General features: G+C 44.3%; 24 protein-coding genes. 17 read left to right on the top strand and 7 right to left on the bottom strand.

From position 1 onward, the window contains the following. The first annotated feature begins 8 nt into the window (after positions 1–8). The 10 genes from cobT (at position 9) to AB6F11_RS04165 (ending at position 10,560) form a co-directional block, all read left to right on the top strand. Positions 9–1,037 (top strand): nicotinate-nucleotide--dimethylbenzimidazole phosphoribosyltransferase, encoded by a 1,029-nt coding sequence (cobT, locus tag AB6F11_RS04210; RefSeq protein WP_102393876.1) that lies wholly within the window; start codon positions 9–11, stop codon positions 1,035–1,037. Then, on the top strand, positions 1,037–1,843 hold the full coding sequence (locus AB6F11_RS04205; protein WP_102393877.1) for an adenosylcobinamide-GDP ribazoletransferase: 807 nt from the start codon (positions 1,037–1,039) through the stop codon (positions 1,841–1,843). The genes cobT and AB6F11_RS04205 overlap by 1 nt, the downstream gene beginning before the upstream one ends. A gap of 9 nt (positions 1,844–1,852) precedes the next feature. Then, positions 1,853–2,473 (top strand): bifunctional adenosylcobinamide kinase/adenosylcobinamide-phosphate guanylyltransferase, encoded by a 621-nt coding sequence (cobU, locus tag AB6F11_RS04200; protein WP_017059154.1) that lies wholly within the window; start codon positions 1,853–1,855, stop codon positions 2,471–2,473. 9 nt (positions 2,474–2,482) lie between these two features. Then, a complete protein-coding gene (locus AB6F11_RS04195; protein ID WP_102393878.1) occupies positions 2,483–3,100 on the top strand; it encodes a histidine phosphatase family protein in 618 nt (205 codons plus the stop codon). Between the two features lie 139 nt (positions 3,101–3,239). Beyond that, positions 3,240–5,036 carry a M3 family oligoendopeptidase gene (locus AB6F11_RS04190; protein ID WP_102393879.1) on the top strand — a complete coding sequence of 599 codons (1,797 nt, stop codon included), beginning with the start codon at positions 3,240–3,242 and terminating at the stop codon, positions 5,034–5,036. Positions 5,037–5,314: 278 nt separating this feature from the next. Continuing rightward, positions 5,315–6,343: a succinylglutamate desuccinylase gene (locus tag AB6F11_RS04185; RefSeq protein WP_017059157.1), complete on the top strand. Its 1,029-nt coding sequence runs from the start codon at positions 5,315–5,317 to the stop codon at positions 6,341–6,343. 133 nt (positions 6,344–6,476) lie between these two features. Continuing rightward, complete coding sequence (btuC, locus tag AB6F11_RS04180; RefSeq protein ID WP_017065523.1) at positions 6,477–7,472, top strand: vitamin B12 ABC transporter permease BtuC; 996 nt, start codon at positions 6,477–6,479, stop codon at positions 7,470–7,472. Continuing rightward, entirely contained in the window at positions 7,459–8,217 is a 759-nt protein-coding gene (gene btuD / locus AB6F11_RS04175; protein WP_102320088.1) for a vitamin B12 ABC transporter ATP-binding protein BtuD, read from the top strand. The genes btuC and btuD overlap by 14 nt, the downstream gene beginning before the upstream one ends. Before the next feature lie 29 nt (positions 8,218–8,246). Beyond that, positions 8,247–8,606: a DUF6559 family protein gene (locus tag AB6F11_RS04170; protein ID WP_102320089.1), complete on the top strand. Its 360-nt coding sequence runs from the start codon at positions 8,247–8,249 to the stop codon at positions 8,604–8,606. Positions 8,607–9,093: 487 nt separating this feature from the next. Next, positions 9,094–10,560: a lytic polysaccharide monooxygenase gene (locus AB6F11_RS04165; RefSeq protein WP_102393908.1), complete on the top strand. Its 1,467-nt coding sequence runs from the start codon at positions 9,094–9,096 to the stop codon at positions 10,558–10,560. Positions 10,561–10,784: 224 nt separating this feature from the next. Here AB6F11_RS04165 and AB6F11_RS04160 read toward each other — a convergent pair whose 3' ends face one another. The 3 genes from AB6F11_RS04160 to AB6F11_RS04150 all read right to left on the bottom strand — a co-directional run bounded on the left by AB6F11_RS04160 (position 10,785) and on the right by AB6F11_RS04150 (position 12,735). Continuing rightward, positions 10,785–11,018: a hypothetical protein gene (locus AB6F11_RS04160; RefSeq protein WP_102393880.1), complete on the bottom strand. Its 234-nt coding sequence runs from the start codon at positions 11,016–11,018 to the stop codon at positions 10,785–10,787. A gap of 59 nt (positions 11,019–11,077) precedes the next feature. Beyond that, complete coding sequence (locus tag AB6F11_RS04155; protein ID WP_102393881.1) at positions 11,078–11,797, bottom strand: hypothetical protein; 720 nt, start codon at positions 11,795–11,797, stop codon at positions 11,078–11,080. A 98-nt stretch (positions 11,798–11,895) separates the two neighbouring features. Next, positions 11,896–12,735 carry a LysR family transcriptional regulator gene (locus tag AB6F11_RS04150; protein ID WP_017068280.1) on the bottom strand — a complete coding sequence of 280 codons (840 nt, stop codon included), beginning with the start codon at positions 12,733–12,735 and terminating at the stop codon, positions 11,896–11,898. Between the two features lie 193 nt (positions 12,736–12,928). Between AB6F11_RS04150 and gntH the strand changes: the two genes are divergently transcribed. The 4 genes from gntH to AB6F11_RS04130 all read left to right on the top strand — a co-directional run bounded on the left by gntH (position 12,929) and on the right by AB6F11_RS04130 (position 16,495). After that, positions 12,929–14,554, top strand: a complete 1,626-nt coding sequence (gntH, locus tag AB6F11_RS04145) for a guanitoxin biosynthesis MBL fold metallo-hydrolase GntH (protein ID WP_102393882.1) — start codon at positions 12,929–12,931, stop codon at positions 14,552–14,554. A 126-nt stretch (positions 14,555–14,680) separates the two neighbouring features. Beyond that, on the top strand, positions 14,681–15,196 hold the full coding sequence (locus tag AB6F11_RS04140) for a hypothetical protein (RefSeq protein WP_017068282.1): 516 nt from the start codon (positions 14,681–14,683) through the stop codon (positions 15,194–15,196). A gap of 185 nt (positions 15,197–15,381) precedes the next feature. Continuing rightward, entirely contained in the window at positions 15,382–15,891 is a 510-nt protein-coding gene (locus AB6F11_RS04135; protein ID WP_102393883.1) for a hypothetical protein, read from the top strand. Positions 15,892–16,006: 115 nt separating this feature from the next. Further along, positions 16,007–16,495: a GNAT family N-acetyltransferase gene (locus AB6F11_RS04130; RefSeq protein WP_017068284.1), complete on the top strand. Its 489-nt coding sequence runs from the start codon at positions 16,007–16,009 to the stop codon at positions 16,493–16,495. A 207-nt stretch (positions 16,496–16,702) separates the two neighbouring features. On the opposite strand, the gene AB6F11_RS04125 is transcribed toward AB6F11_RS04130, so the two are convergent. Then, positions 16,703–17,278 carry a nucleoside triphosphate pyrophosphohydrolase family protein gene (locus tag AB6F11_RS04125; protein ID WP_008217561.1) on the bottom strand — a complete coding sequence of 192 codons (576 nt, stop codon included), beginning with the start codon at positions 17,276–17,278 and terminating at the stop codon, positions 16,703–16,705. Between the two features lie 213 nt (positions 17,279–17,491). On the opposite strand from AB6F11_RS04125, the gene AB6F11_RS04120 reads away from it, so the two are divergent. Next, complete coding sequence (locus tag AB6F11_RS04120) at positions 17,492–18,562, top strand: diguanylate cyclase domain-containing protein (protein ID WP_017070903.1); 1,071 nt, start codon at positions 17,492–17,494, stop codon at positions 18,560–18,562. 28 nt (positions 18,563–18,590) lie between these two features. Here AB6F11_RS04120 and AB6F11_RS04115 read toward each other — a convergent pair whose 3' ends face one another. Both AB6F11_RS04115 and AB6F11_RS04110 read right to left on the bottom strand, forming a co-directional pair. Continuing rightward, entirely contained in the window at positions 18,591–19,157 is a 567-nt protein-coding gene (locus tag AB6F11_RS04115) for a DUF1415 domain-containing protein (RefSeq protein WP_102393884.1), read from the bottom strand. An 85-nt stretch (positions 19,158–19,242) separates the two neighbouring features. Then, positions 19,243–20,442 carry an MFS transporter gene (locus tag AB6F11_RS04110; RefSeq protein ID WP_102393885.1) on the bottom strand — a complete coding sequence of 400 codons (1,200 nt, stop codon included), beginning with the start codon at positions 20,440–20,442 and terminating at the stop codon, positions 19,243–19,245. A 110-nt stretch (positions 20,443–20,552) separates the two neighbouring features. On the opposite strand from AB6F11_RS04110, the gene AB6F11_RS04105 reads away from it, so the two are divergent. Then, complete coding sequence (locus AB6F11_RS04105) at positions 20,553–21,425, top strand: LysR family transcriptional regulator (RefSeq protein ID WP_017066171.1); 873 nt, start codon at positions 20,553–20,555, stop codon at positions 21,423–21,425. 89 nt (positions 21,426–21,514) lie between these two features. Here AB6F11_RS04105 and AB6F11_RS04100 read toward each other — a convergent pair whose 3' ends face one another. Then, positions 21,515–21,751, bottom strand: coding sequence for a glutaredoxin family protein (locus tag AB6F11_RS04100; RefSeq protein WP_016786183.1), 237 nt, complete (start codon positions 21,749–21,751; stop codon positions 21,515–21,517). A gap of 137 nt (positions 21,752–21,888) precedes the next feature. Here AB6F11_RS04100 and AB6F11_RS04095 point away from each other — a divergent pair, with 137 nt between their 5' ends. After that, positions 21,889–22,386, top strand: a complete 498-nt coding sequence (locus tag AB6F11_RS04095) for a YgjP-like metallopeptidase domain-containing protein (protein WP_102320098.1) — start codon at positions 21,889–21,891, stop codon at positions 22,384–22,386. The last annotated feature ends 1 nt before the right edge of the window (position 22,387 follow it).

Below are 22,387 nucleotides of genomic sequence, written 5' to 3'. Positions count from 1 at the left end.
TAAAAACTATGTTAGATACCCAATACTCGCAGTACATCCAACACCGAATTGACCAAAAAACCAAGCCACTTGGCGCACTTGGCTTACTAGAAAAAGTCGCACATCAACTGGCTTTGATTCAGAGCCAAGGCAAAGAAGCTGCGGTTGAACACATCGAATTGAATAAGCCAAGTATCATCATTTTTGCTGGCGACCATGGCATTGCTGACGAAGGTGTGAGTATTGCCCCGAGTGCTGTCACACAACAGATGGTATTGAACTTCTTAAGCGGCGGCGCGGCGATTAACTGTTTTTGTGCGGTGAACAACATCGATATTACGGTAGTCGACACGGGGATATTGTTGCCTGTGGAATCAGACAGTGACATGTTGATCTCTCAGCGTTTGGGTACGCGAACCAATAACTTTGCCAATGAAGCGGCAATGAGTTTAGAAACGGTTGAACGTGGGATTGAACTGGGTACAGATCTTGTATCTAAAACCATTTCGAATGGCACCAATATCATCATGTTTGGTGAAATGGGTATCGGCAATACCAGTAGCGCGTCAGCGATTTTAAGTGCGGTAGCAAACCGAACTGCTGCAGAGTGTGTAGGCTTAGGCACTGGTATCAACAACGAACAGTTATCACGAAAAGTCGAGGTGGTTGAGCAAGGTGTTGCACGCTGCACAGGACTCGATCCTAAATCGATTTTAGCTCAAGTCGGTGGTTACGAAATAGTGCAAATGGTCGGTGCTTTCCTTGGCGCTTATCAAAACAGAACTCCTGTACTGGTCGATGGTTTTATCGTGTCAGTCGCTGCGTATGTTGCGACCTTAATTGAACCGAATTGCCGTGACTACATGATCTTCGCGCATCGCTCAGAAGAGTCAGGACACAAAATTCTATTAGAACTTCTAGACGCTGAGCCGTTGCTTGATCTTGGCTTGAGACTAGGCGAGGGCACAGGTGCTGCGCTAGCTATGCCAATCATTCGTGCGGCAGCCGAGTTCTATAACAACATGGCGAGCTTCGAAAGTGCTGGAGTCACGGTTTAATGAGTGATGTACCAGAAAGATCGTTGAAAGATCGAGTCACCCATCAGTGGGAGCTGTTTGCACTGGCGATGGGTTTCTTTTCTCGCTTGCCAATGCCGAAGAATATGCCCTATTCATCAGAGCGAATGAATCGTTCGGGTCGTTACTTTTCAACGGTTGGTTTGTTGTTAGGTGCTCTATGTGGCGGTGTGTTTTTGCTACTTGATGCGGTACTGCCGAGTGCAGTAGCGATTTTCTTGATGATGAGTTTTAGCCTGATGCTCACAGGTGCATTCCATGAAGATGGTTTGACTGATATGGCCGATGGCATTGGTGGCGGCATGACCCTAGAACGCCGTTTGACCATCATGAAAGACAGTCGAATCGGTACTTATGGTGCGTCTGCTCTGATTATGGCTCTGCTTGGCAAGTGGGTGCTGTTGAATGAACTCATAAGCATGACGGGACTGTTTATGGTAATCGTGACCAGTTATACCTTTAGCCGCGCGATTGCTGCATCGCTAATTTACGACATGCCTTATGTCAGTGATTTAGATACCAGTAAAAGTAAACCATTGGCCAACAAGCAAACCAAAGGCGAACTTGTCTTCTTGTTGCTGGTAGGCGTGCTGCCTAGCCTGTGGTTTGGTCTTGAATTCGCTTTGGTTTTATCTGTCGTCGCCTATCTGTTCAGAACAGGTTTTAAAACGTGGTTAACGGCTCGAATTGGCGGCTTTACTGGGGACTGCTTGGGTGCGGCTCAACAGTTAATGGAGTTGCTGACTTACCTTGTATTCATTACTGCATTTTACAATGGCTTTCTATAACGGCTTCCTATGACCAACACGAATGAAACTATTCAAGCTAATCAAATTAATCAAGCAAGTCAGCGAAACAGCCATTTGGTATTGGGCGGGGCTCGTTCTGGTAAGTCTAGTTTTGCAGAGCAACAAGCATTATGTGCGCTTGAAGCATGTTCAAATGGACGCCTCAATTATATTGCGACAGCGACATATCTTGATGATGAAATGCGAGAACGAATCGCGCACCATCAACAACGTCGTGGCGAGCAGTGGATTGAGCATGAAGTACCCGTCGAATTAGCCGAAAAACTGCAGTCTTTTGAGAAAGAAGATGTGGTATTGATTGATTGCCTAACCTTGTGGTTGAACAACATCATCTTTGAACTGGGTGATGACGCAACTAATGAACAGGTTGAAGCCGTGGTTGAAGTATTGGTCAAAAGCGTCGAGCAAAGTCCGGCGCAAATTATCATGGTCTCTAACGAAGTCGGTTTAGGTGTGGTGCCGCTGGGTAAAGTGTCTCGCTTGTTTGTGGACAATGCAGGACGAATGAACCAAGCGCTAGCTCGCGTCGTTGAGCGCGTCACGCTGGTTGCTGCCGGATTGCCGCTGCACTTAAAACCATCTAATCACTTGCTTGATATTCAAGGCTAGGTCGCACACATGGTCAATGGAACAACCAAAAACATCTATTTGTTAAGACATGGCAAAGTCGAAGGAAAAGCTGCGCTCAATGGTTTATCTGATGTGCTGGTCAACTCTGATCTTCAAGAACAGATATGTGAGGCACTAACTACACAATACATTACCTTTGATAGCGTAGTTAGCTCTCCATTAAGACGATGTGGTGATCTCGCGAGCTTGTTTGCAGAGCGTATGTCTGTGCCTTTATCAGTTGCATCGGGTTTTCAGGAAATGAACTTCGGTGAAGTAGATGGTGTCCCATTTGATGAACTTGAAGACAAGTGGGGAATGTTAGAAACCTTTTGGAAAGACCCTGCTAATCATCAATTAACTGGCGCAGAAAGTTTACAGAGCTTCCACGACAGAGTAACTCAAGCTTGGTCGCAACTTTTGAATGATTCAAGTGACAACATATTGTTGGTTACTCATGGTGGTGTGATTCGCATACTGCTAGCGCACTGCCTTAATATTGATTGGAAAAACCCGAGTTTGTACTCGAAGTTATCGATAGAAAACGCATCGATAACGCATATTCAAATCACTCAGTTTGCGCAGAGCTTTATCAGCGTTAAATCGATAGGGATACCTGTTCTCTGAGTGTTCAAAAAACACAGTTTAAGAATTAACAATCTTTTAGATCTGTAAATAGAAACAGAAATATAAATAGAAGTATAAAGCGGCGTTCACAGCCGCTATACCTGATTGGTATTACTACCTACGTGAAAGGAATTTAGTCATGACAACACCAAGTTGGGATCTAAGCATTGCTTATAGCGATCTTAATGATGCAAAAATCGAACAGGACATTGAACTCATTCAGCAGTGCATTGAGCTGTTGAACCTACACGTTGAAAAGCGTCATATCATTCTAGCGATGCAAAACGCGATTCATACTTCAGAAGCGGCAGGCACGTTACTGAGTACAATCAACACCTTCGCTAATTGCCACGCATCGGTCGACGCGACCCACACAGAAGCCAAAGCGTTGCTTGGCCGTGTTGCAAAGCTTAACTCTGAAATGTCTCAAGCGTTTAGCCCTTATGAAGACACGCTGATTCACGCTGAACCAGAGTTTATTGATGCGGTTTTAGAACACGAGAGTGCAGATGTTGCAGGCCAACGCTTCGCGATTGAGAGTTCACGTAAGCTTTCAAGCAGCCGACTCAGTGTGGCTGAAGAACAGCTGTTAGCAGCAATGAAAGTGGATGGCCGTGATGCATGGGGTCGTTTATACGACAACCTAACGGGCTCTTTGAAACTGTCGCTAAAACTTGATGGTGAAGAAGAAGCGCTTGGTTTCTCACAAGCGGCGAGCTTGTTGTACGGCAGCGAATTCGACAAACAAGAGCCTGCATGGCGCGCTGTTCAAGGTGCAATGAAGACACACCAAGAGTCATTTGCTTCGATTCTAAATGCGCTTGCAGGTTGGCGCCTGACTGAAAACAAAAAGCGTTCGAAAATCTCAGATGTACATTTCTTAGATCCAAGCTTGCACGGCAGCCGAATTGTGCCTGAAACGCTAGACACCATGATGTCTGTGGCGAAAGCTAATCGCGCAGTAGGCCAGAAAGCGGGTCTGTTGATGGCAAGAGTTCATGGCTTAGATGAAATGAAGCCATGGAACCACTTAGCTGCGATGCCGCCGCTTGGTGACGCTGAATCTAAGGTTTATCCATTTGATGAAGCGATTGAAGTGATCAAAACTGCCTTCGCTGAAGTGAACCCAGAGATGGCTGACTTCGTTGCTTTGATGGTTGAGAATGGTTGGATTGATGCCACACCAGCAGCCAACAAGCGTTTAGGTGCTTACTGTACTAAGTTTGCCGCGACACGCACACCGCTTGTGTTCATGACATGGAGCGGCAGCCGCTCTGACTTAATGACATTGGCACACGAGCTAGGCCATGCGTTCCACAACTGGGTAATGAAAGACATGCCGTTGTGTCAAACACGCTACCCAATGACGCTAGCAGAAACCGCTTCTATCTTTGCTGAAAACATCGTTCGTGATCACTTGTTAACGCAAGCTCAAACACGTAACGAGAAACTTGAGATGTTATGGGAAGAGTTGTCTTCTTCACTCGCTTTAATGGTGAACATTCCAGTGCGTTTCGAATTCGAAAAAGCCTTCTACGAGCAGCGTGAAAAAGGCGAGCTAACGGCTCAGCAGCTGTGTGACTTGATGGAAACGACTTGGAAAGAGTGGTATGGCGATGCAATGACAGAAGCTGACCCTTACTTCTGGGCGAGCAAACTGCATTTCAGCATCTCTCAAGTAAGCTTCTACAACTACCCATACTTGTTCGGTTACCTGTTCAGTAAAGGTGTTTACGCTCAGCGCGATGCGAAAGGTGAGCAATTCTACGGCGATTACGTTTCGTTGCTTCGTGATACGGGCAGCATGATGGCGGAAGAAGTCGTTCAAAAGCACTTAGGAATGGACCTGACTCAAGCTGATTTTTGGCAACAAAGCATCGACATGGTCAAAGTTCAAATCGATGAATTTGAAAGATTGCTCGATCAGGAAGATTAATTGATCTCAATCTGTTCATAGCAGGTAAGAGCTGTGTTAGCTTACGTGGCTCTTATCTTGCTGGCATAACCTGAGATAAGCCGAAACAACCAAAAGTCTCTTTAAATAGAGAAAGTTATTTGGAACAGATGTCGGTTAGTAAAGTCAGCAGGTAATATAAAAATATATGGGTAGTATTTGTGAGTGATAACGGAGTTTCTGTTGATAAGTGCGATCCTAGCAACACAATTTCTATGTACAATTTATTAACATACGGCCGTGCAATTAAGGAGTAGCGCATGACGAAGACCCTCTTTCGCCAATCATTTCTTTTTGACAGCCTAGATCTTGAGCAAGAAGTGTTTGCAGGACAGACCGTACTGAGTAACGGTGTTCAAATTAAGCTTCATCAACGCGGTGTCTTGGAAGTGATTCCCGCGGATTTTAATTCTGAAACCAAGAACATCATTTTTTCAACCGGTGTTCATGGCGACGAAACTTCACCAATGGAGCTGATCGATAAGCTCATTGAGGATATTGAAACAGGTTTCCAAGTAGTAAACGCGAGATGCTTGTTTATCATAGCTCACCCAGAAGCCACTAACGCGCATACTCGTTTTCTTGATGTGAACATGAATCGTCTGTTTGATGAAAAGCAGTACGAGAGCAATCGAGAAGTGGATATCGCGAAGAACTTGAAGTTCTTGGTGACTGAGTTTTACAAAGAAACGGAACCTGCCACTCGTTGGCATCTAGATTTGCACTGTGCAATCCGTTTATCTAAGCATTACTCGTTTGCAGTGAGCCCTAAAGTTCGCCACGAAGTACGCAGTAAAGAGCTGTTTGATTTCATTAACAGTGCGCACGTGGAAGCAGTGTTGTTGTCAAATGCGCCAACCAGTACATTCAGTTGGTACAGTGCTGAAAACTTCGAAGCGCAAGCACTGACAATGGAACTAGGGCAGGTCGCGAGAATTGGTGAGAACCAACTTGATAAGCTAACGGCTTTTGACTTGGCGATGCGTAACTTGATTGCTGAAGTTGAGCCAGAGCATTTACCTAAGCGAACCATCACTTATCGCGTGAGCAGAACCATTGTTCGTTTACATGATGACTTCGATTTCATGTTCTCAGATTCTGTAGAGAACTTTACCGCGTTCAAGCACGGTGAAGTATTCGGTCATGATGGTGATAAACCGTTAATGGCTAAGAATGAAAACGAAGCGGTGGTGTTCCCTAATCGTAATGTTGCTATCGGTCAACGAGCAGCCTTAATGGTGTGTGAAGTTGAAACGCGATTCGACCATGGTCAGCTTGTGTACGATTAATATCGACTCGGGTTTAAACGACGAAAACAACCGCTCAACTGGTTGAAATATCAAGGTTCACATTACGGTGTGAGCCTTGAGTTTATTTGGGGATACAGGTAAGGTTACGCGAACATTTTCAAAGTAGCTTGATATGGATTTCCAACAACTTCTTCACCAAAAACAGCGCAAATGGACTAGAGCCATTTATCTGATGGCAGCACTGCTTGTCGCGCTGAGTGCGATTTACCTAATGGTTGGCGATCTTTTCATTTCCCCTCTGGGCACATTGTCCACGTTAGAACAAAAACTACTGGTTGATTTACGCTTACCTCGACTATTGGCGGCTATTGCTATCGGGGCAGGGTTAGCCGTATCTGGCGCAAGTTTACAAGTCTTATTGGGTAACGTATTAGCAGAGCCCGGTGTGCTCGGCATTTCTGGTGGTGCAAGCTTGGCGATGGTTATCGTACTGTTCTTCTTGCCGTTTGCTCCTACCCCAGAACTGTTCATGATTGCCGCCGTTTTAGGGTCACTTTGTTTTACCGTGATTCTAGTGAGCATGGTAAAAACCATGCGACTCACCACGGCTAAATTACTGCTAGTGGGTGTCGCGTTAGGCATTCTTTCTGGCGCGATGGTGACATGGGCGTTCTATTTTAGTGATGACTTAAGTCTACGCTTATTGATGTATTGGCTGATGGGCAGCTTAGGTGGCGTCACTTGGTATCAACACTCGCTCACGTTGGTGATGATCCCCGTGATTATTTGGCTGTGCCTGCAAGGTAGTAAGCTAGATAAGTTAATGATTGGCGAAACGCATGCCGCACAGTTAGGCGTAAACGTACCGAGATTGCGCTGGCGTCTAATTTTCGCCGTGTCTATTTTAGTCGGCTGCGCGGTAGCTTTAGGTGGCGTGATCAGCTTTGTTGGCTTGGTTGTGCCACACTTGTTGCGTTTAGCGATTGGTACTGATAACAAATACCTTCTTCCTTTGTCTGCCGTTGCTGGCGCTGCGTTGTTGGTGTTTGCTGATATCTGTGCAAGAACCTTATTAGATTCCGCAGAGCTGCCTTTGGGTGTGATGACCACCAGTATCGGTGCGCCTATCTTCATTTGGATGTTAATTAAAAATCATGATTCAAATTAAGAGCCTGAGCGTCGGCGCTCGTTTATTACCACTATCATTTGAGCTCAAGCAAGGGCAGGTGACTCACGTTATCGGCCCTAATGGCAGCGGTAAAAGTACCTTGCTCGAAGCGATATCTGGAATTGGTGATGGTTACAAAGGCGATATAAAGATCGACGGGCAGGATTTGTCGGAGCTGTCTTTACAAGATTTATCATTGCATCGCGCTTACTTGTGCCAAAGCGCAAGGCCAGCCTTCAACTTAGAAGTGTTCCAATATCTTGCATTGTCACTGCCAGGCTCCTCACACGGCCTTGATGCTGAAATCAACGCAGCTTTGGAAGAAATCAGCCAGATGCTAGACATTGCAGACAAACTTCATCGCTCAATTCAGACACTGTCTGGTGGTGAATGGCAACGCGTACGTTTGGCGGGAATGTGCCTGCAAATTTGGCCGACACTTAACCCATACGCGAAGCTGCTGATCCTCGACGAACCCGCAGCTCCGTTGGATATTGCTCAAGAAGCCTTGTTGTACAAGCTTATCGAACGAGTGGCTGAGAAGGGCATTGCGGTTATTATGGCTAACCACGACCTGAACCGAACCTTGAGGCATGCCGACCAAGTACTGCTGCTCGAAAAGGGCGTACTACAAGCATCTGGCAGTGCAGAGCAAGTGCTTGTGCCTGAACAGCTAGAATCCGTATTTAACACGCAAGTAAAAAGCATCTCGGTCGACAATCAAACTTATCTGCTGTTTGGTTAACTTAAGCTCATCAATACAAGGCAATCTATATGTTTAGATATATTCAACGACGACGAATCAAGAAAGTAATCAAATCACTTTCTGCAAAGTTGGTGAAAGCGTACGGAAGCAGTGACTTTTTCTCTATTGGGCAAGTAGAAACGAGTTCATGTGAATTAAGTAAGCGCCAACAACTGGTTGCCTTAGCATTGTTTGCTGATCCACAAGACCTTGCTGCTGAAATTGCTCCAGCCATTCAATTGCTGCGTAATAATGTGTCTAATGACTTCTTCGGTGGTGAGGAATATAACGCGCGTGATGTACTTAATTTGTTGGGCGGTGGCGGTTGGAAGGGCGGTCGTATGGACGATGATATGTCGAATCGATTTGGCATGAATAGCCGCTATTAGTTTAGCTCGTTCAAATTAACGTTTAATGATTTATCCATTTATAAACGTATACGCTCAATAGCTTAGCGACTTTACAGCAGTCTCAACAACGTAATAATAATGATGATAAAAAGCACTCAATATCATTATTTATGCGAGCGTTTCACTCCAATTAATTCAATGAAAAAATACCTTCCTAGCGATCTATTTTCTTAGGGAATGCGTAATTTTTGTCGGTAAAAATTGATAATTCGAACCAATATCATCTATCTACAACGCATTTGTTTGAGTTGTGTGATGCTGATTCCTATTAATATAAAACCCGCTGTTATTGATAAAATTGACGTATATATTTTTCGTTGTTCTTTAAGTCGGAAACTATAAACCTTCGAATTACGGTGCTGGTTGGTTAGTAACCAATTGGTTTTGTGTTTAGGGTAAAATAATAGAGAGTGGGAAAGTGACAACAATAAATAATAATATTCTAAAAATAGCAGTGGGTATGGCTATGCTATCGAGTGTGCCGTCAGTGGCAAATGCTCATGGTTGGTCTGAGTTTCCAAGCGCGCGTCAGAACACGTGTTACGAGCAAGGCGGGATTTGGTCGGGTACACCACCTAATGCTGCGTGTGCTCAAGCAAAAGACATTTCGGGTTCATACCCGTTTGTTCAACGTAACGAGTACGCGAAAAATGTCCAAGATTTCAATAATATCAATGCTGTAAAAGCGGCGATTCCTGACGGCACGTTATGTTATGCCAACGATTCGCAAAAACGCGGCATGGGTGCGCCTCATACTGGTTGGACTCGTACCGAGCTAAATACTGGTACGTTTGAATATGTATTCAATGCGACAGCGCCACACAACCCTTCTTTCTGGGAGTTCTACCTAACGAAACCAAACGCGGACCTAAGCAAAGGCCTAGCGTGGGGAGACTTAGATCTTATCCAAGAAGAGGGTAACGTTCCGGTTAATGGCGGCAAGTACCGCATTAATGTCACTATTCCTTCAGACCGTTCTGGCGATGCGATTCTATTCGTTCGTTGGCAACGTGATGATGCTGCGGGCGAAGGCTTCTACAACTGTTCAGACATCACTATCGCGGGTGGCACAACCCCTCCACCAGAGCCTACACCTCAACCTGATCTAGTCCGTGGCGACCTGTTTGTTTCTGACCAGTTTGGTACGCCAGAAATTGGTGATACGGTTAAGTACGACATCATCAACAAGTACGGTGAAGTCGCGCGTAGCTTCGACATCGTTATCGACGCTTCAAACGTTAACGATTGGGCTCGCTTGTTGGCTTCAGAGATTAACGGCTGGCACGAAGAGTTTAAAGATGGCGCGATCTTCATTGGTGATTGGCACGCTGAAATGCAGCACTACATGTACTTCCAAAACGATCCTTCACGTAACTTCTTTAACTCAAAAGATAGCCGTGCTTCTGGTCAGTTAACGCTGATTGATGGTGGCGACGGTGGTGTTGAACCATTAAAAGGCGACATCTACGAGCTAGTGAAGAGTGACAACGTAGTGAATGCTGGCGACAAAGTTGTAATTGCAACAAGCGAAGCGGCGACATTGACTCAAACTCAAGGTACTTCTGTAAGCATTCAAAATAACGGCACGGCTTCTATCGTAGTTGATACCACTGGCATCACTGCAAACGAAACTTTATCGTTTATGGCTAGCTCGATTGAAAGCGACAGTTTTGAAACCTTCACTTTTGAAGTAATTGCTGATGAAGGTGGCGTAACACCAGACCCAGATCCAACGCCGGATCCTGATCCGACTCCTGACCCAGACCCTACGCCAGATCCAGGTACGTGGGACTCATCAGCGACTTACCTTGGTGGCGAAGTCGTGACTTACTCGAACCAGTCATGGAAAGCACAATGGTGGGTTCAAGGTGGTACTAACCCTAAAGCGACTTACGAAAATGACAAATGGGGCGTTTGGCGTCCAGCCAACTAATCTTAACTATTGTTAGTTAATTAGCCTTGCAATAATAACCAAGACACCACACTTTTTGACGAGTGTGGTGTCTTTTTTAGCGTCTGCATTTGCGGTTTTGAATGTCATCAGCCTAGAAAAAGTGATTCAGGAACGGAGTCTTAATCACTCAGCACGGCTCTATAAGAAGATGAGAGTTATATAGAAAACAAGAGCTATATAACGTTTTGTAATGTGTTGAAGAATTATTTCAGAATAAGGTTTTCTTTAATCTCATCGTTAAGATACCCCTGATCAAAATCTGGTGTCATAAATTCGACGGAGGAGGAGTCTAGATAGCTGGTTTCTAGATGACTCGGCTCTAGATAATGGGGGTCTAAGTGATCAGCACTTACGTAGGTGGGAATCGCAGAAAACAAAACGATACTGATCGCTGCAGCGATATTAATGGCTTTGTTGCGTTGAGGAGTCATTTTCATAGTAGTGCCCTCGAAAGGTGGGCAAATCCATCTGCCTATGAGAATTGAATCTGAGATGTTTAGAAGTCGTAAGACAAACCAAGCGTAATGATATTGTCGTTGTCGATCGGGCCCATCGATTGGCCGTTCAAGTAAAGGTCACCTTCGTTGGTATTGAAGTAGGTGTATTTCACGTAGGGTGTCCAGTCGTCGATGCTTTTAGAGAGAACGACTTCGTGCTCATTGGTACGGTAGTCGCCTTGATGAAAGATTACGTTGTCATCGTTGTGGGTAAACCCGCCATTGGATCCATCACTGTTTTCGTGAGTGTATTGATAAGCTAAATCCCAGCCTGCGAGTGAGTACCCCGCACCGGCGATGAACTTATTGGTGTTGATCGTGGTGTCGCTTACATTCTCGAGTACTTGCCCTGACTGGTTATATCCCAATCCACCGAATACATTGAAGTTGTCGTTCACTTGATAATCGATAATACCTTCGATTAATAACTCTTCACCGTTGTCCCATTTACCGAGTTCACCGTATAGGTTGAACGTGAAGGATTCGCTGATGTGAAAGTCGTGTCCGTAACCCGCGGCTAGCCAACCCTGGTCATCAAAACCTATATAGACTTGTCCATTTTCTGAGGTATCGATTAATGCGCCAGCTTCTGTGGTGTAGACACCGTTATCAGCAGCATTAGAGGCAACGTTTTGTTCGATGTAAACTTGAGTCGAAGTCGCAAACGCTGCGCTGCTGAGTAACGTAAGTGGTAGAGCAATAAGGTTAAGTTTTTTCATGGATTCTCCAGTGTCGTTCTATTGAATTAACTTGCTAGAGAGTATGTGATTAAACTGAATTTATATTAATAGGGTTAACTTTAGTTAAAACCTCAGTTTCATTTATGTTTCCTTAATGCTGATTTGATTGCTTCACGGGTTTTGATGTGCTGTTCGTCTTTAGCGTAGCGGCGGTGATAGAGCATTCGAAACGTGATCGGTCTTAATTTGATGGGGATAGGGTGAACGCGTAAGCCAAGCGCTGGTGCAAGCATTTCTGCAAAAGAGCGAGTAGAAGCGGCGATATAATCTGTCGTGCTTGCCAAAATCAACATGCTTGAAATTGAGCTGGTTTCAATTCTGACTTTTCTCGGCTCGATATCGCTCTCTGATAAAAACTCGACCGTGTTCATGTTGGCGCGTTTGATCTTGAGCGCAATATGTTCCTCTTGGAAATACTCTTCTTTACTTAGTGTCTCACCAATTCGAGGGTGGTTGATTCGAGTCAGACACACGGGCTCCTCATCGACGATGGTTTCTTCAATCAATGAGTGTTTCTTACTCGAAAGTACATCAATGACGATATCTACTTTTTGTGCAGTAAGCGCATCAAACAGTTCTTCCTCTTCGAGTGGCGCTTCCGTAAAGCTTACGCCTTCAACCTGGCTAACGAAATGAAGCAAGCTCTCTGTGCAATAGACTTTAAGGTCATTCTTTTGCTGCTCAACCGTTCCAATGATGTTCAATGGGTCTTCTATCTTATTAGCGAGTGATACCGCTGCTCCAGTAGGCGCGATACCTCGTCCTTCTCTCACAAATAAAGCCTTGCCCACGACACCTTCGAGTCTCTTAATCGCCGCGCTTACCGCGGGTTGAGAAATATCGAGCTGCTCTGATGCCACGGTGATAGAGCTGTGTTTGTAAACGGCCAAAAATGTCGTCAGTAGATTAAGGTCCAAATTCAGTTCCCTCTATTCTTATTGCCACTCATCCAAATCATGGTGGAGTCGTTATTAACTCATAAATGAAATGGAGGTTTTAAGTAAAGTTTACACTATATATCAAGGTTCTGTTTATTAATAAACTTGTTTGTATCGGAGTGAGGAAGGAACTTCATTCATTTACTAAATACTCAGACCGATAGGTGAAACTATGAGAACTTTCGCAAAATTATCAATCATCTCTTCAGCAATGATCATCACGACCACCGCTTTTGCTGCTGACCCAATGATGCAATACAACACCAAGCAAACTAACTCTGATATTCAAAAACTCGAGAAATTTGAATATCACGAGGGTGAAACCCTTGAAGAGTATCTGAGCACTCAACCTAAGGGGAACTTGTATTCTTCAGAAGAAGAAGTGCTTTCTGTGTTAATGGGCGGTGTAAACAATGGTGACTATCGCAAAGAAACCAATTCAGGTTGGAAAGAAGGCCTGATGTTTGAGGGCATTGCACCTTATGGCGATCACATGGTGTCGGGCGCCAACTGGTTCCCACGCACTGAAGAAGTTCAACCGGATGAAATGCGTGTCACGTTCATGGGGACATCACCAATGATTCGCCCGGGGCAGGCAAACACCTCGATATACGTCGAATTGGGTAACGGCTCTAACTTTGTCTTTGATTTAGGTGAAGGATCAATTGCGAACTACGTAGCGGCGGGTGTCGCGATGAATGAACTCGACCATATCTTCATTACTCACTTACACGTAGACCATTACGGCTCGTTACCTTACCTGTATCAATTTGGTGGTTGGAATGGTCGCTGGGAAAAGCCGCTTAACATTTATGGTCCGAGTGGTGCGACTCCAGAATATGGCACTCGTCATATGATTGAAGGCATGCAACAAATGTTGAACTGGCACACCGATGCATTTGATGTGTTCCCATCAGGCAACGACATTGTGGTTCACGAGTTTGATTTCCGCGACGACGGTGGCGTTATCTATGACCAAGACAATGTGGAAGTGATTCACTGGCGACGCAGTCACGCAAAAGATGGCGCGTCTGGTTACCGCTTGAATTGGACTCAAGATGACGGCCGAGTGCTTTCATTTGTTTGGACAGGAGACGGTCGCCCAACAGAGTTGGATTTGAAATACGCAAAAGGTGCAGACTTGTTCATTACTGAGCTGCAAACCGAAACGTTTGGTGTGTCTTCGATTATTCAAGGTGTACCGCCATTCTTAGCACGTTACACCGTTGATACTCACCATACACCAGCGTACGCGGCGGGTTATGTGGCGAATGAAGTACAACCGCGCTTGTTCATGACAACGCACATGACATTCGACCCATATCTCAATGAGGAAACCGTTGCAGAGGTTCGCCACCATTGGCAAGGGCCTTACCACTTCGGTGCGCCAGATGGCATTGTCGTTAACATGACTAAAGATAATGCGTGGGTTCGTGAAGGTATTTTACCTGATTTCCCGAATGCGCGAGCGCCACAATTTGATATGGCCGATGGGTCTGACTTTAGAATCCCGCTGCCGAAAAACAGCCGTGAAGACATACAAGAACAAGAGATTCGTGATTTAGAGTTGGATCCAAAACTGTACTACCCAGAAGGCTACCACCCAGAGCTGTTAACAGAGTGGCCAGTCGACCGTGACATCGTGATCCCAGCTGAACAAGTACCAGAAGCAATGAAGCAAGGTATGAACACCAAGCAAGAATACATGGATAGAGTGCGTGCTCACCACAATCTTGAGCGCAAGTCGGTAAGTCGTCCAACTGAGCCTGGTGAAGGAGCAGGAACCGATAACAAATAGGGTATTTGTAGTGAGGGCTGATATTGCCCTCACATCCTAGAAAGTTAGGTAAATAAACCCATTCTCTTACTCAATCATAAAAACTATTGCTTACAACATCTTTGCTTAGAATATCTGGAGTTCATTATGAAAAAATCAATTTTAGCGGTTGTCATTCTATCTTTAGTGTCAGCGTCTGTTTTCGCTAACGGACAATCCAATGCTCACAACTATCAACCTGGTGCGACGAATAACTCAGAACGTTTAGCGGATATTGATCCTAACTACGAACTGACCTTACCTTCAGAAAAAGAAGGCTACACCATGTATGACAACCAATCCATGTCAGATGGCGGGACCTACACAACGTATGTCAAACCGAATCCTTCCGATGCAATGCATGTTGCCGATGAAGGCTCGCTAAAAATAACGCATGGAGAAGGTGGTGTCATTATGACGGAATACACCACAAAGAATGGGCAACATACATTTTCAGTGATGTGCGGCTACACTTCGGGCCCATCATACTGGGCTGACGGAAAACCAGCGAAGGTATGTGAAGAGGCGCAAGCACTAGCGGTTGCATTGGAAGCAAAAGGTGAATGGGAGGTGAAGCCAATGACTTACACCATCGCACCAGCAAGAATCGTAGTTGATAAGTGATTTTTGTCTACAGAACGCTCGTTATATCGAGCCTTGTTATCCAATCATATTGATTATTTGTAGTGAGACAGAGGGGTACTCAGGCTGAAATGGTCTTGAAGTTCCCCTCAGCTTAGCTCACCTCACAAGAAGCTAAGTCAGCCAACTAATCAAATTTGTATTCGAAAATACAGAAGGTCTATCCCATGAAAAATACCATTAAGCTACTGGCTATCGCATGTGTTTTACTTACTCCAATGCTTGTCGCCGCTGCCGAACATAATCATAGTCACAATCATTTTAACCCTGAATTAGAGAAACTTGGCGACGATATTATTGGTCTAACCGTGTGTTACAAAAATGGTCATCTATCAGATGAGAATCAAGAGCCTGCGTTTATGAACCTTATCAACCACGCCAATGTAGAAGGTGAGGAGCTGGGGATGTTCTACATGGACAAATTGGGCCCTAAAGCCGAGCAAATCATGAGTGATGATGAGGCTCGACGTTTATGGACTCAAGATTATTGTGCTGATTTAACTGATACCTATTTGGACTCACACAAGTTAGCTCAAAGAGCAAATGAACACAAAGGTTATTCCCACGGACACGATCATGGACATCACCATAATCACGATCACCATGGACATGGTGACTTGACACCGGAGGTACTTGAGCAAGATATTGAGAGAGGGCGTTTACTCAGTATCAATTAAGCCCAATAAGATAAGTTCATCTAACCTATTGTTAAATATTCACTATTTGATAGTGTGTCTAGGTGCACATTAAGGATGTGTTTCATATTTAGCGATGAAAATAGTAGGAGTTGCGATGAGTATTATAGTGAGACGGTCTGAACCGTCAGATGCAAAGGGAATAAAAGAAGTTTACGAATGCACTAATGCTTATACCGGTACGCTGCAACTCCCAAATCCATCTCTGGAAAGCTGGCAAAAACGAATCTCTAATATGCCTGATAACGTGTACTCGTATGTCGCGATGATCGACGATGAGATTGTTGGCAACTTGGGAATGGAAGTGTGCGTGAATCCAAGAAGACGACATGTGGCTTCATTTGGTATGGGTGTTAAAGACGATGTGCTAGGCAAAGGTGTGGGTAGTCAGCTGCTCGCGACCGCGATCGACTTGTGTGATAACTGGATTAACATCAAGCGAATGGAGTTAACGGTATACACCGATAATGAAAGAGCGATCAGCCTGTATAAGAAGTTCGGTTTCGTGATTGAAGGAGAGTCCGCAGGGTTCGCTTTCAGAAATGGCGAATATGTGGCGGCTTATCATATGGCTCGACTGGTATAGCATTTAGCTGCAATTAACACTCGGCTACAATTAACACACAGCTGCATTTAACACAAAGCTACAACTGACACTCGGGTACAATAAGCACACAGCTACGATTAACACAGTTAGAATTAACTGACAGATAATAAAACGCCACGTTATTTAAACGTGGCGTTTGCTATTTTAGTGAGCTGCTCGTTTTAACAGCTTCATACTCAGTGCAACTTAAGCCGTTAGTGGCTCAAGGTTCGCAGGACGGTAGTGTACAGATTTTAGTACTTTACCTTGGCGAACTGTCTTGCCTTCCGATACGAAATCTTCCGCACACTTAGCGATGATGTATTCGCCTTTTTGAACCGCCATCAGCTTGATGTTCTGCTCAGCATAGAAAGCTTCTGTTTCAGCATATTCAGTTTCGTTGCGACATACTTTGCTCATGTTGCTTGAGTGTACTTCGTCCCAGCAAGGTAAGAAGTCAATTGAACGGTTTTTGGCAACGTTCAACAGTAAGTCGATTAAGTAGCTGATCGCTAGGTTGTCTTCTACTTTGGATTGGCCAAGGTGAACCAAACGTCCCATCAAAACATAAACGCTGTCTACAATAGCGTCCGCTTGTTCGATTTTAGAGTCAGCTTCTGCAAGTTCTGTTAGCTCTTCGATCGCTAGAGAGGTATGTAGCGTATCGCCTTTTTCGTCCATTGTTTCAGGAGCAGCAACCGGCAGATCAAAAGTACTGCGGAACTCTTCAATGTCGCGGTAAAGGTGATCGTAGATTTCTTGGTTTAGTTGAGAAAGGTTCATATTCCTATCCATTTTGTTTCGTTAATGGACCATTTTAACAAAGGTAGTAATGGGGTGCTAACGCAAAGTGGAAGAACGCGACTTTTATTCATTGGACCAATGAGGTATTTTGCATACAAACTAATTGATTATTATGTTTTTTTACACTTTACTCTTCTTAATATACGAAATATTAATGTTGCCATTAATGTCAGCAGTAGTGGAATCCCATTTATGAACCAAGCCAGTGAAAGCGAAATTGTTATACGCCGCTTGTATCAAATCACCAATGATTATCGAAAGGGCTTCGATATTCAGATCGCTCAGCTGCTTATTATGGGGCTTGAACGCTTCAACCTTGATATCGGTATTTTATCTAAAGTCGATGGCAATACTTATGTTGTTGAACATTGTGTTACGCCTGAAGGGGTAGAACTCAATAGCGGTGACACTTTTGATTATCGTTCAACCTATTGCGAAATTACCTGTAAATCGATTGGTCCTATCTGTATTGAGCATTGTGGCAAACACGATAAGTATGCGAAGCATCCTGCTTACCAGTCTTTTGGCTTGGAGTCTTATATTGGGGTTCCCATTTTCGTTAATGATGAGCTTTATGGCACCTTAAACTTTTCAAGCCCAGCACCCTATCATCGTGAGTTCAAAGAGTTCGATGTCGACGTGATGAGACTAATGGCATCATGGATCGAAGTGGAGCTGGTTAGAAGGCAGCAAGAACGAAAACTCAAAGAGTTGAATGAGAAATTGGAGTATCAAGCTCTGTATGATCCTCTGACACACTTGCCAAATAGACGTTGCTTGTTTAAAACGTTGAATGCGGAAGTCGAGCAGTTAAAAGGCTCTTTAGGAAAGGGAACCTTGGCGGTTGTCGACATCGACTTCTTTAAACAGGTTAACGACATTTACGGTCACCAAATGGGCGATGTTGTATTAAAGAAAGTGGCGAGCGTGCTGAACAATAACACTCAAAAGGGTGAGTTTGTGGCGCGTTTTGGTGGTGAAGAGTTCATTCTTTGGTATCCAAATAAAACACCAAATTATGTTGAAGATAAGTTCATGACTCTTTTGCAAGAGATGAAGAAAATCACACTGGATCGAAAGCCTGTCACTATATCAATTGGTGCGTGTCATTTTGAGTTGAGTACAGGGGATACCAAAGGGGAAAGGATGTCGGCGTTAGATAAGCTCATCAAAGTTGCCGATGAGTGTCTGTACATTGCGAAACAAAATGGACGAGATCAGTTCATTTCTCGTCCATATCATCAAGAGCGCTCAGGAATATGAGCCATCATGTTAGCGATTAACTGAACTATTAACTAAACAAGTAAGGGAACAGTTGACGGCGTTCTTCTGGCGTTAAAGACTCAACTCTTGCGATGTTGGTGTCAGGAATCGCTTCAGGGTTAGGGTAGTGCTTCAACACTTTTTCCATACTCGCTTCACGAATCAAATGGTAAACCGGATACGGAGAGCGATTCGTTAGGTTTTCATCGTCTTCTGGATCTGCACCACCAAAGCAATAGTCAGGGTGGAAGGTTGCTACTTGGTAAACGCCTTCCCAGTCTTGCTGTTTGATCAACGCTTCAACCCAATCAATGAACATGTTGTAGTCGAAGAAGTCTTGCAGCATGTTAGGAACCACCACTAAAGTCGTCTCTAATTCAGCAACTGGCGTATTATCTAACTCTACGAAATGCGTCATGATGTCTTCCAGTAACGCTTCTTCCGTATTCGCTTCACTCACAAAGATCTTAATCTGTTTATTACGTTGTGGCTTGGCTGCGAATGGGCACAGGTTTAGGCCAATAACGACATCGTCTAACCATTGTTTAACTTGGTCGTGGATGGTTTGAAGATCTGTGCTTTGAGTGTTCGACATAACAGGTTCCGAAATGAAATTTTGCGTAGGATATCAGAACGGACGTTAATCAAAAGCAATAATTGAGTTACAAACTCAGTCGTAGTTATGCTTGTGCGAGTTTGGAAGTCGATACTTGTAGCTGTTTCAACTGATAGACCCAAGCAAATATCGCGACATAGAAGATTGAACCACCTGCAATCACGCCATTCCAACCGAACAGTTGCCAGCAATATAAAAGCAAGAATCCACCTAAACTACCGCCAATATAATAGTGAACCAGATAGAGCGCGGTCGCTGTCGCCTTAGCGCTCGGTGCTTTTTGACTCACCCAAGAGTAGGCAAGAGTGTGGGCAAAGAACGCACCGCCACTAATCAATAACAAGCCAGCTAACATGAACGGGACTTTATCGACCGCAGAAACCAGCATTCCAATTAAGCTAATGCACACGCCCATCAAAATTCCGTTTAACGGATCAAAGCGAAGTGTCCATTTGTTTGATAGCTTAGAGCTGACCGTACCGGCCAAGTAACATAGGAATATCAGCGAAGCTAAACCTACAGGCACTGAATGAGGCGCAGAGACTAGCCTAAAGCCCATCACCGAGTACAGGTTAACGAACAGAGCAAAGTTAGCACCCCCAATCAACATCGCGAGCCACAGTGTACGGTTTTTTAAGTGCATCATTACAGAGCGGTTATGGTGAAAGAACAGGCCTTTCTGTGGCTTAAAGTTTTGTTGGTCAGGTAAGCTATATGCAATATAGAGAGCGCCAAGCAAAGAGCCGACAACGAAAAACAAAACTGTCGCATGCCAGTCGAAATAATCCGTAATCAAGCCACCCAATACACGTCCGAAGATTCCACCCAATGAGTTGGCCGCAATATAACCTCCAATCGCGACAGCAAAGGCTTTGGGTGTTAACTCCTCAACCATATAGGCAACCGCCACACCAGCAAACGCCGCCACAGCGATGCCCATAAATGCGCGGGCAATAACGAGTTGCAACAAGGTAGTCGTGAACACCATGCTTAACCCTATTAATGGGATAGCGAACAGACTGAACAGAATAATGGGTTTACGACCAAAGGTTTCAGAGGCAATTGCCCAAGGTACCAAGCTAATCGAAAGGCCGAGTGTTGTAGCAGCAAACAACCAGTTGATCTGAGTTTCAGATACTTGGAAGTGCTCCGCCATGTGCGGCAAGATTGGCTGAAAGAGGTAAAGGTTACAGAAAATGATAAACGAGCCAATCGCCAATGATTGGGTGATGCGTTTGTATTGAAGACTGCCTTTATCAAACATTTACGTTGTGCCTGCACGAGTTAGTAAGCTATTTGTGAACAAGTTATCAGCACAAGTGTGATTAAAGAAATATATTAAAAATATCACCTCTATATATTAAATATATCGCCATGCTTGAATCAAAACCTCTTCGACATTTTCTGGCTGTTGCGCAGTTTGGTAACTTCACTCAGGCCGCCAAAGCGCTGCATATCGCGCAGCCCGCATTGAGCATTTCTATTAAAAAACTAGAACAGACGCTTGAGTTGATTCTATTCCGTCGAGGCGATAAATCCGTCACTTTAACGGAGGAGGGCAAAGTACTGTTTGAGCATGCAAAGCGAATCGCCCAGCAGTTTGATGATGCTCAGCTCGCGATGAATGAACTAAAGGGGCTAGAAAAAGGCGAGGTTCGATTAGGCGCTCCAAGTATGATGGGCAGTTACTTTTTCCCCCAAGTAGTGATGGCATTTAAAAGCCAATACCCAAACCTAAAGTTGACCTTGATTGATGCTGGCACCGCATCGATTCGTGAAATGCTGTTAAACGGCGAACTCGATATTGGCGTAATTAATCATGAGAACGTTCCAGATGATTTGGAAACGGATCATCTGTTAAGTTCTGAGATGGTCGCCGTTGTCGGTAAGGAGCATCCGCTAGCACAACAGCCTTCGATGACCTTTGAAGAATTCTTTGCTCAAGAGCTGATCATGTTTAAATCGGGCTATTTCCACCGCGATTTTATTGATGCGACCTGTAAGAAGTACGATCTTGATATGACCATTGCGTTTGAAACCAACTTGCTCCCGATGATTCTTTCTATCGTTAAACAAGAGTTTGCGATCACCGCGCTGTTGAGCTTAGTGACGGAATATGAGAAAGACGTGATAGGCGTGCCATTTAAAGACCCTGTAAAACTGAATCTATCGTTGGCCTGGAGAAAGGAAGGGTATTTGTCGAAAGCTGACAGAACCTTTATTGATTTCGTTAAGCGGTATGTGTGATTTAGTAAGATTTAATTAAACAAAGCCCGAACATCCTAGATTGGATATTCGGGCTTTGTTGTATAGAAGTATGACTGGCTCAGAGCACGTTAGGTGTTCTTTGAGTTATACATCTTATCGAAGTTTTTCTGATTCCAGCCGACCATCACTTGATCGCCGATTTTAAGCACGGGGATAGAACGAGCACCCATTGCTTGCAATTCTTTACGGCCACGCTGCATCTTTGCATTCGTCAGGCGGTAAACAATTTTCTTAGAGTCTAAATACCTTTGGGCATCTTTACAGTGCGGGCATTTGTCTGCGACGTACAATACAACACGTTTCATTTTTTCATTCTCTTGGTGAATCTCGCTAAAGTGTAACGAATCCTAGGTGATTAGAAAAGTGTGATCAGTTACACTATGCGGCTCAATTTTCAAGACCACAACGTATTGTCGTGGTGTAACTTGTACGGTCTTTCAGCATGCATCCTTCTTTACGCTATATTCAAGGCTATCCTAAGCACATTCTTGATCCTGTTACTCAACTTGTAGAGTCGGGTAAATTGGTGCCTTGGTTTGAAGCTCGCTACCCAAAGAATCATGAAATAAAAAGCGAGAAAGCCCTGTTTGACTATGCGATTGAGATAAAAAATCGCTACATGAAAAAAACACCACCGATCAGCAAAGTGATTTACGACGGCAAGATACACCTAATCAATAATGCGTTAGGTCTGCATTCTTACGTTGCTAAGAATCACGGTGGAAAGATCAAATCAAAGAATGAAATTCGTATCGCCAGTGTTTTTAAAAATGCACCAGAACCTTTGCTAAGAATGCTGGTGGTACACGAACTGGCGCATATTAAAGAGAAAGAGCACGACAAAGCCTTTTACCAACTATGCTGTCACATGGAATCGGAATATCATCAACTTGAGTTGGATGCCCGTTTATTCATGATGTATTTAGATTTAAAGAAGTAGC

This window comes from Vibrio sp. 10N.247.311.14 (assembly GCF_041467715.1).
In the GTDB taxonomy this organism is placed as follows: domain Bacteria; phylum Pseudomonadota; class Gammaproteobacteria; order Enterobacterales; family Vibrionaceae; genus Vibrio; species Vibrio crassostreae_C.
This window is presented reverse-complemented; position numbering and strand designations above follow the sequence as displayed.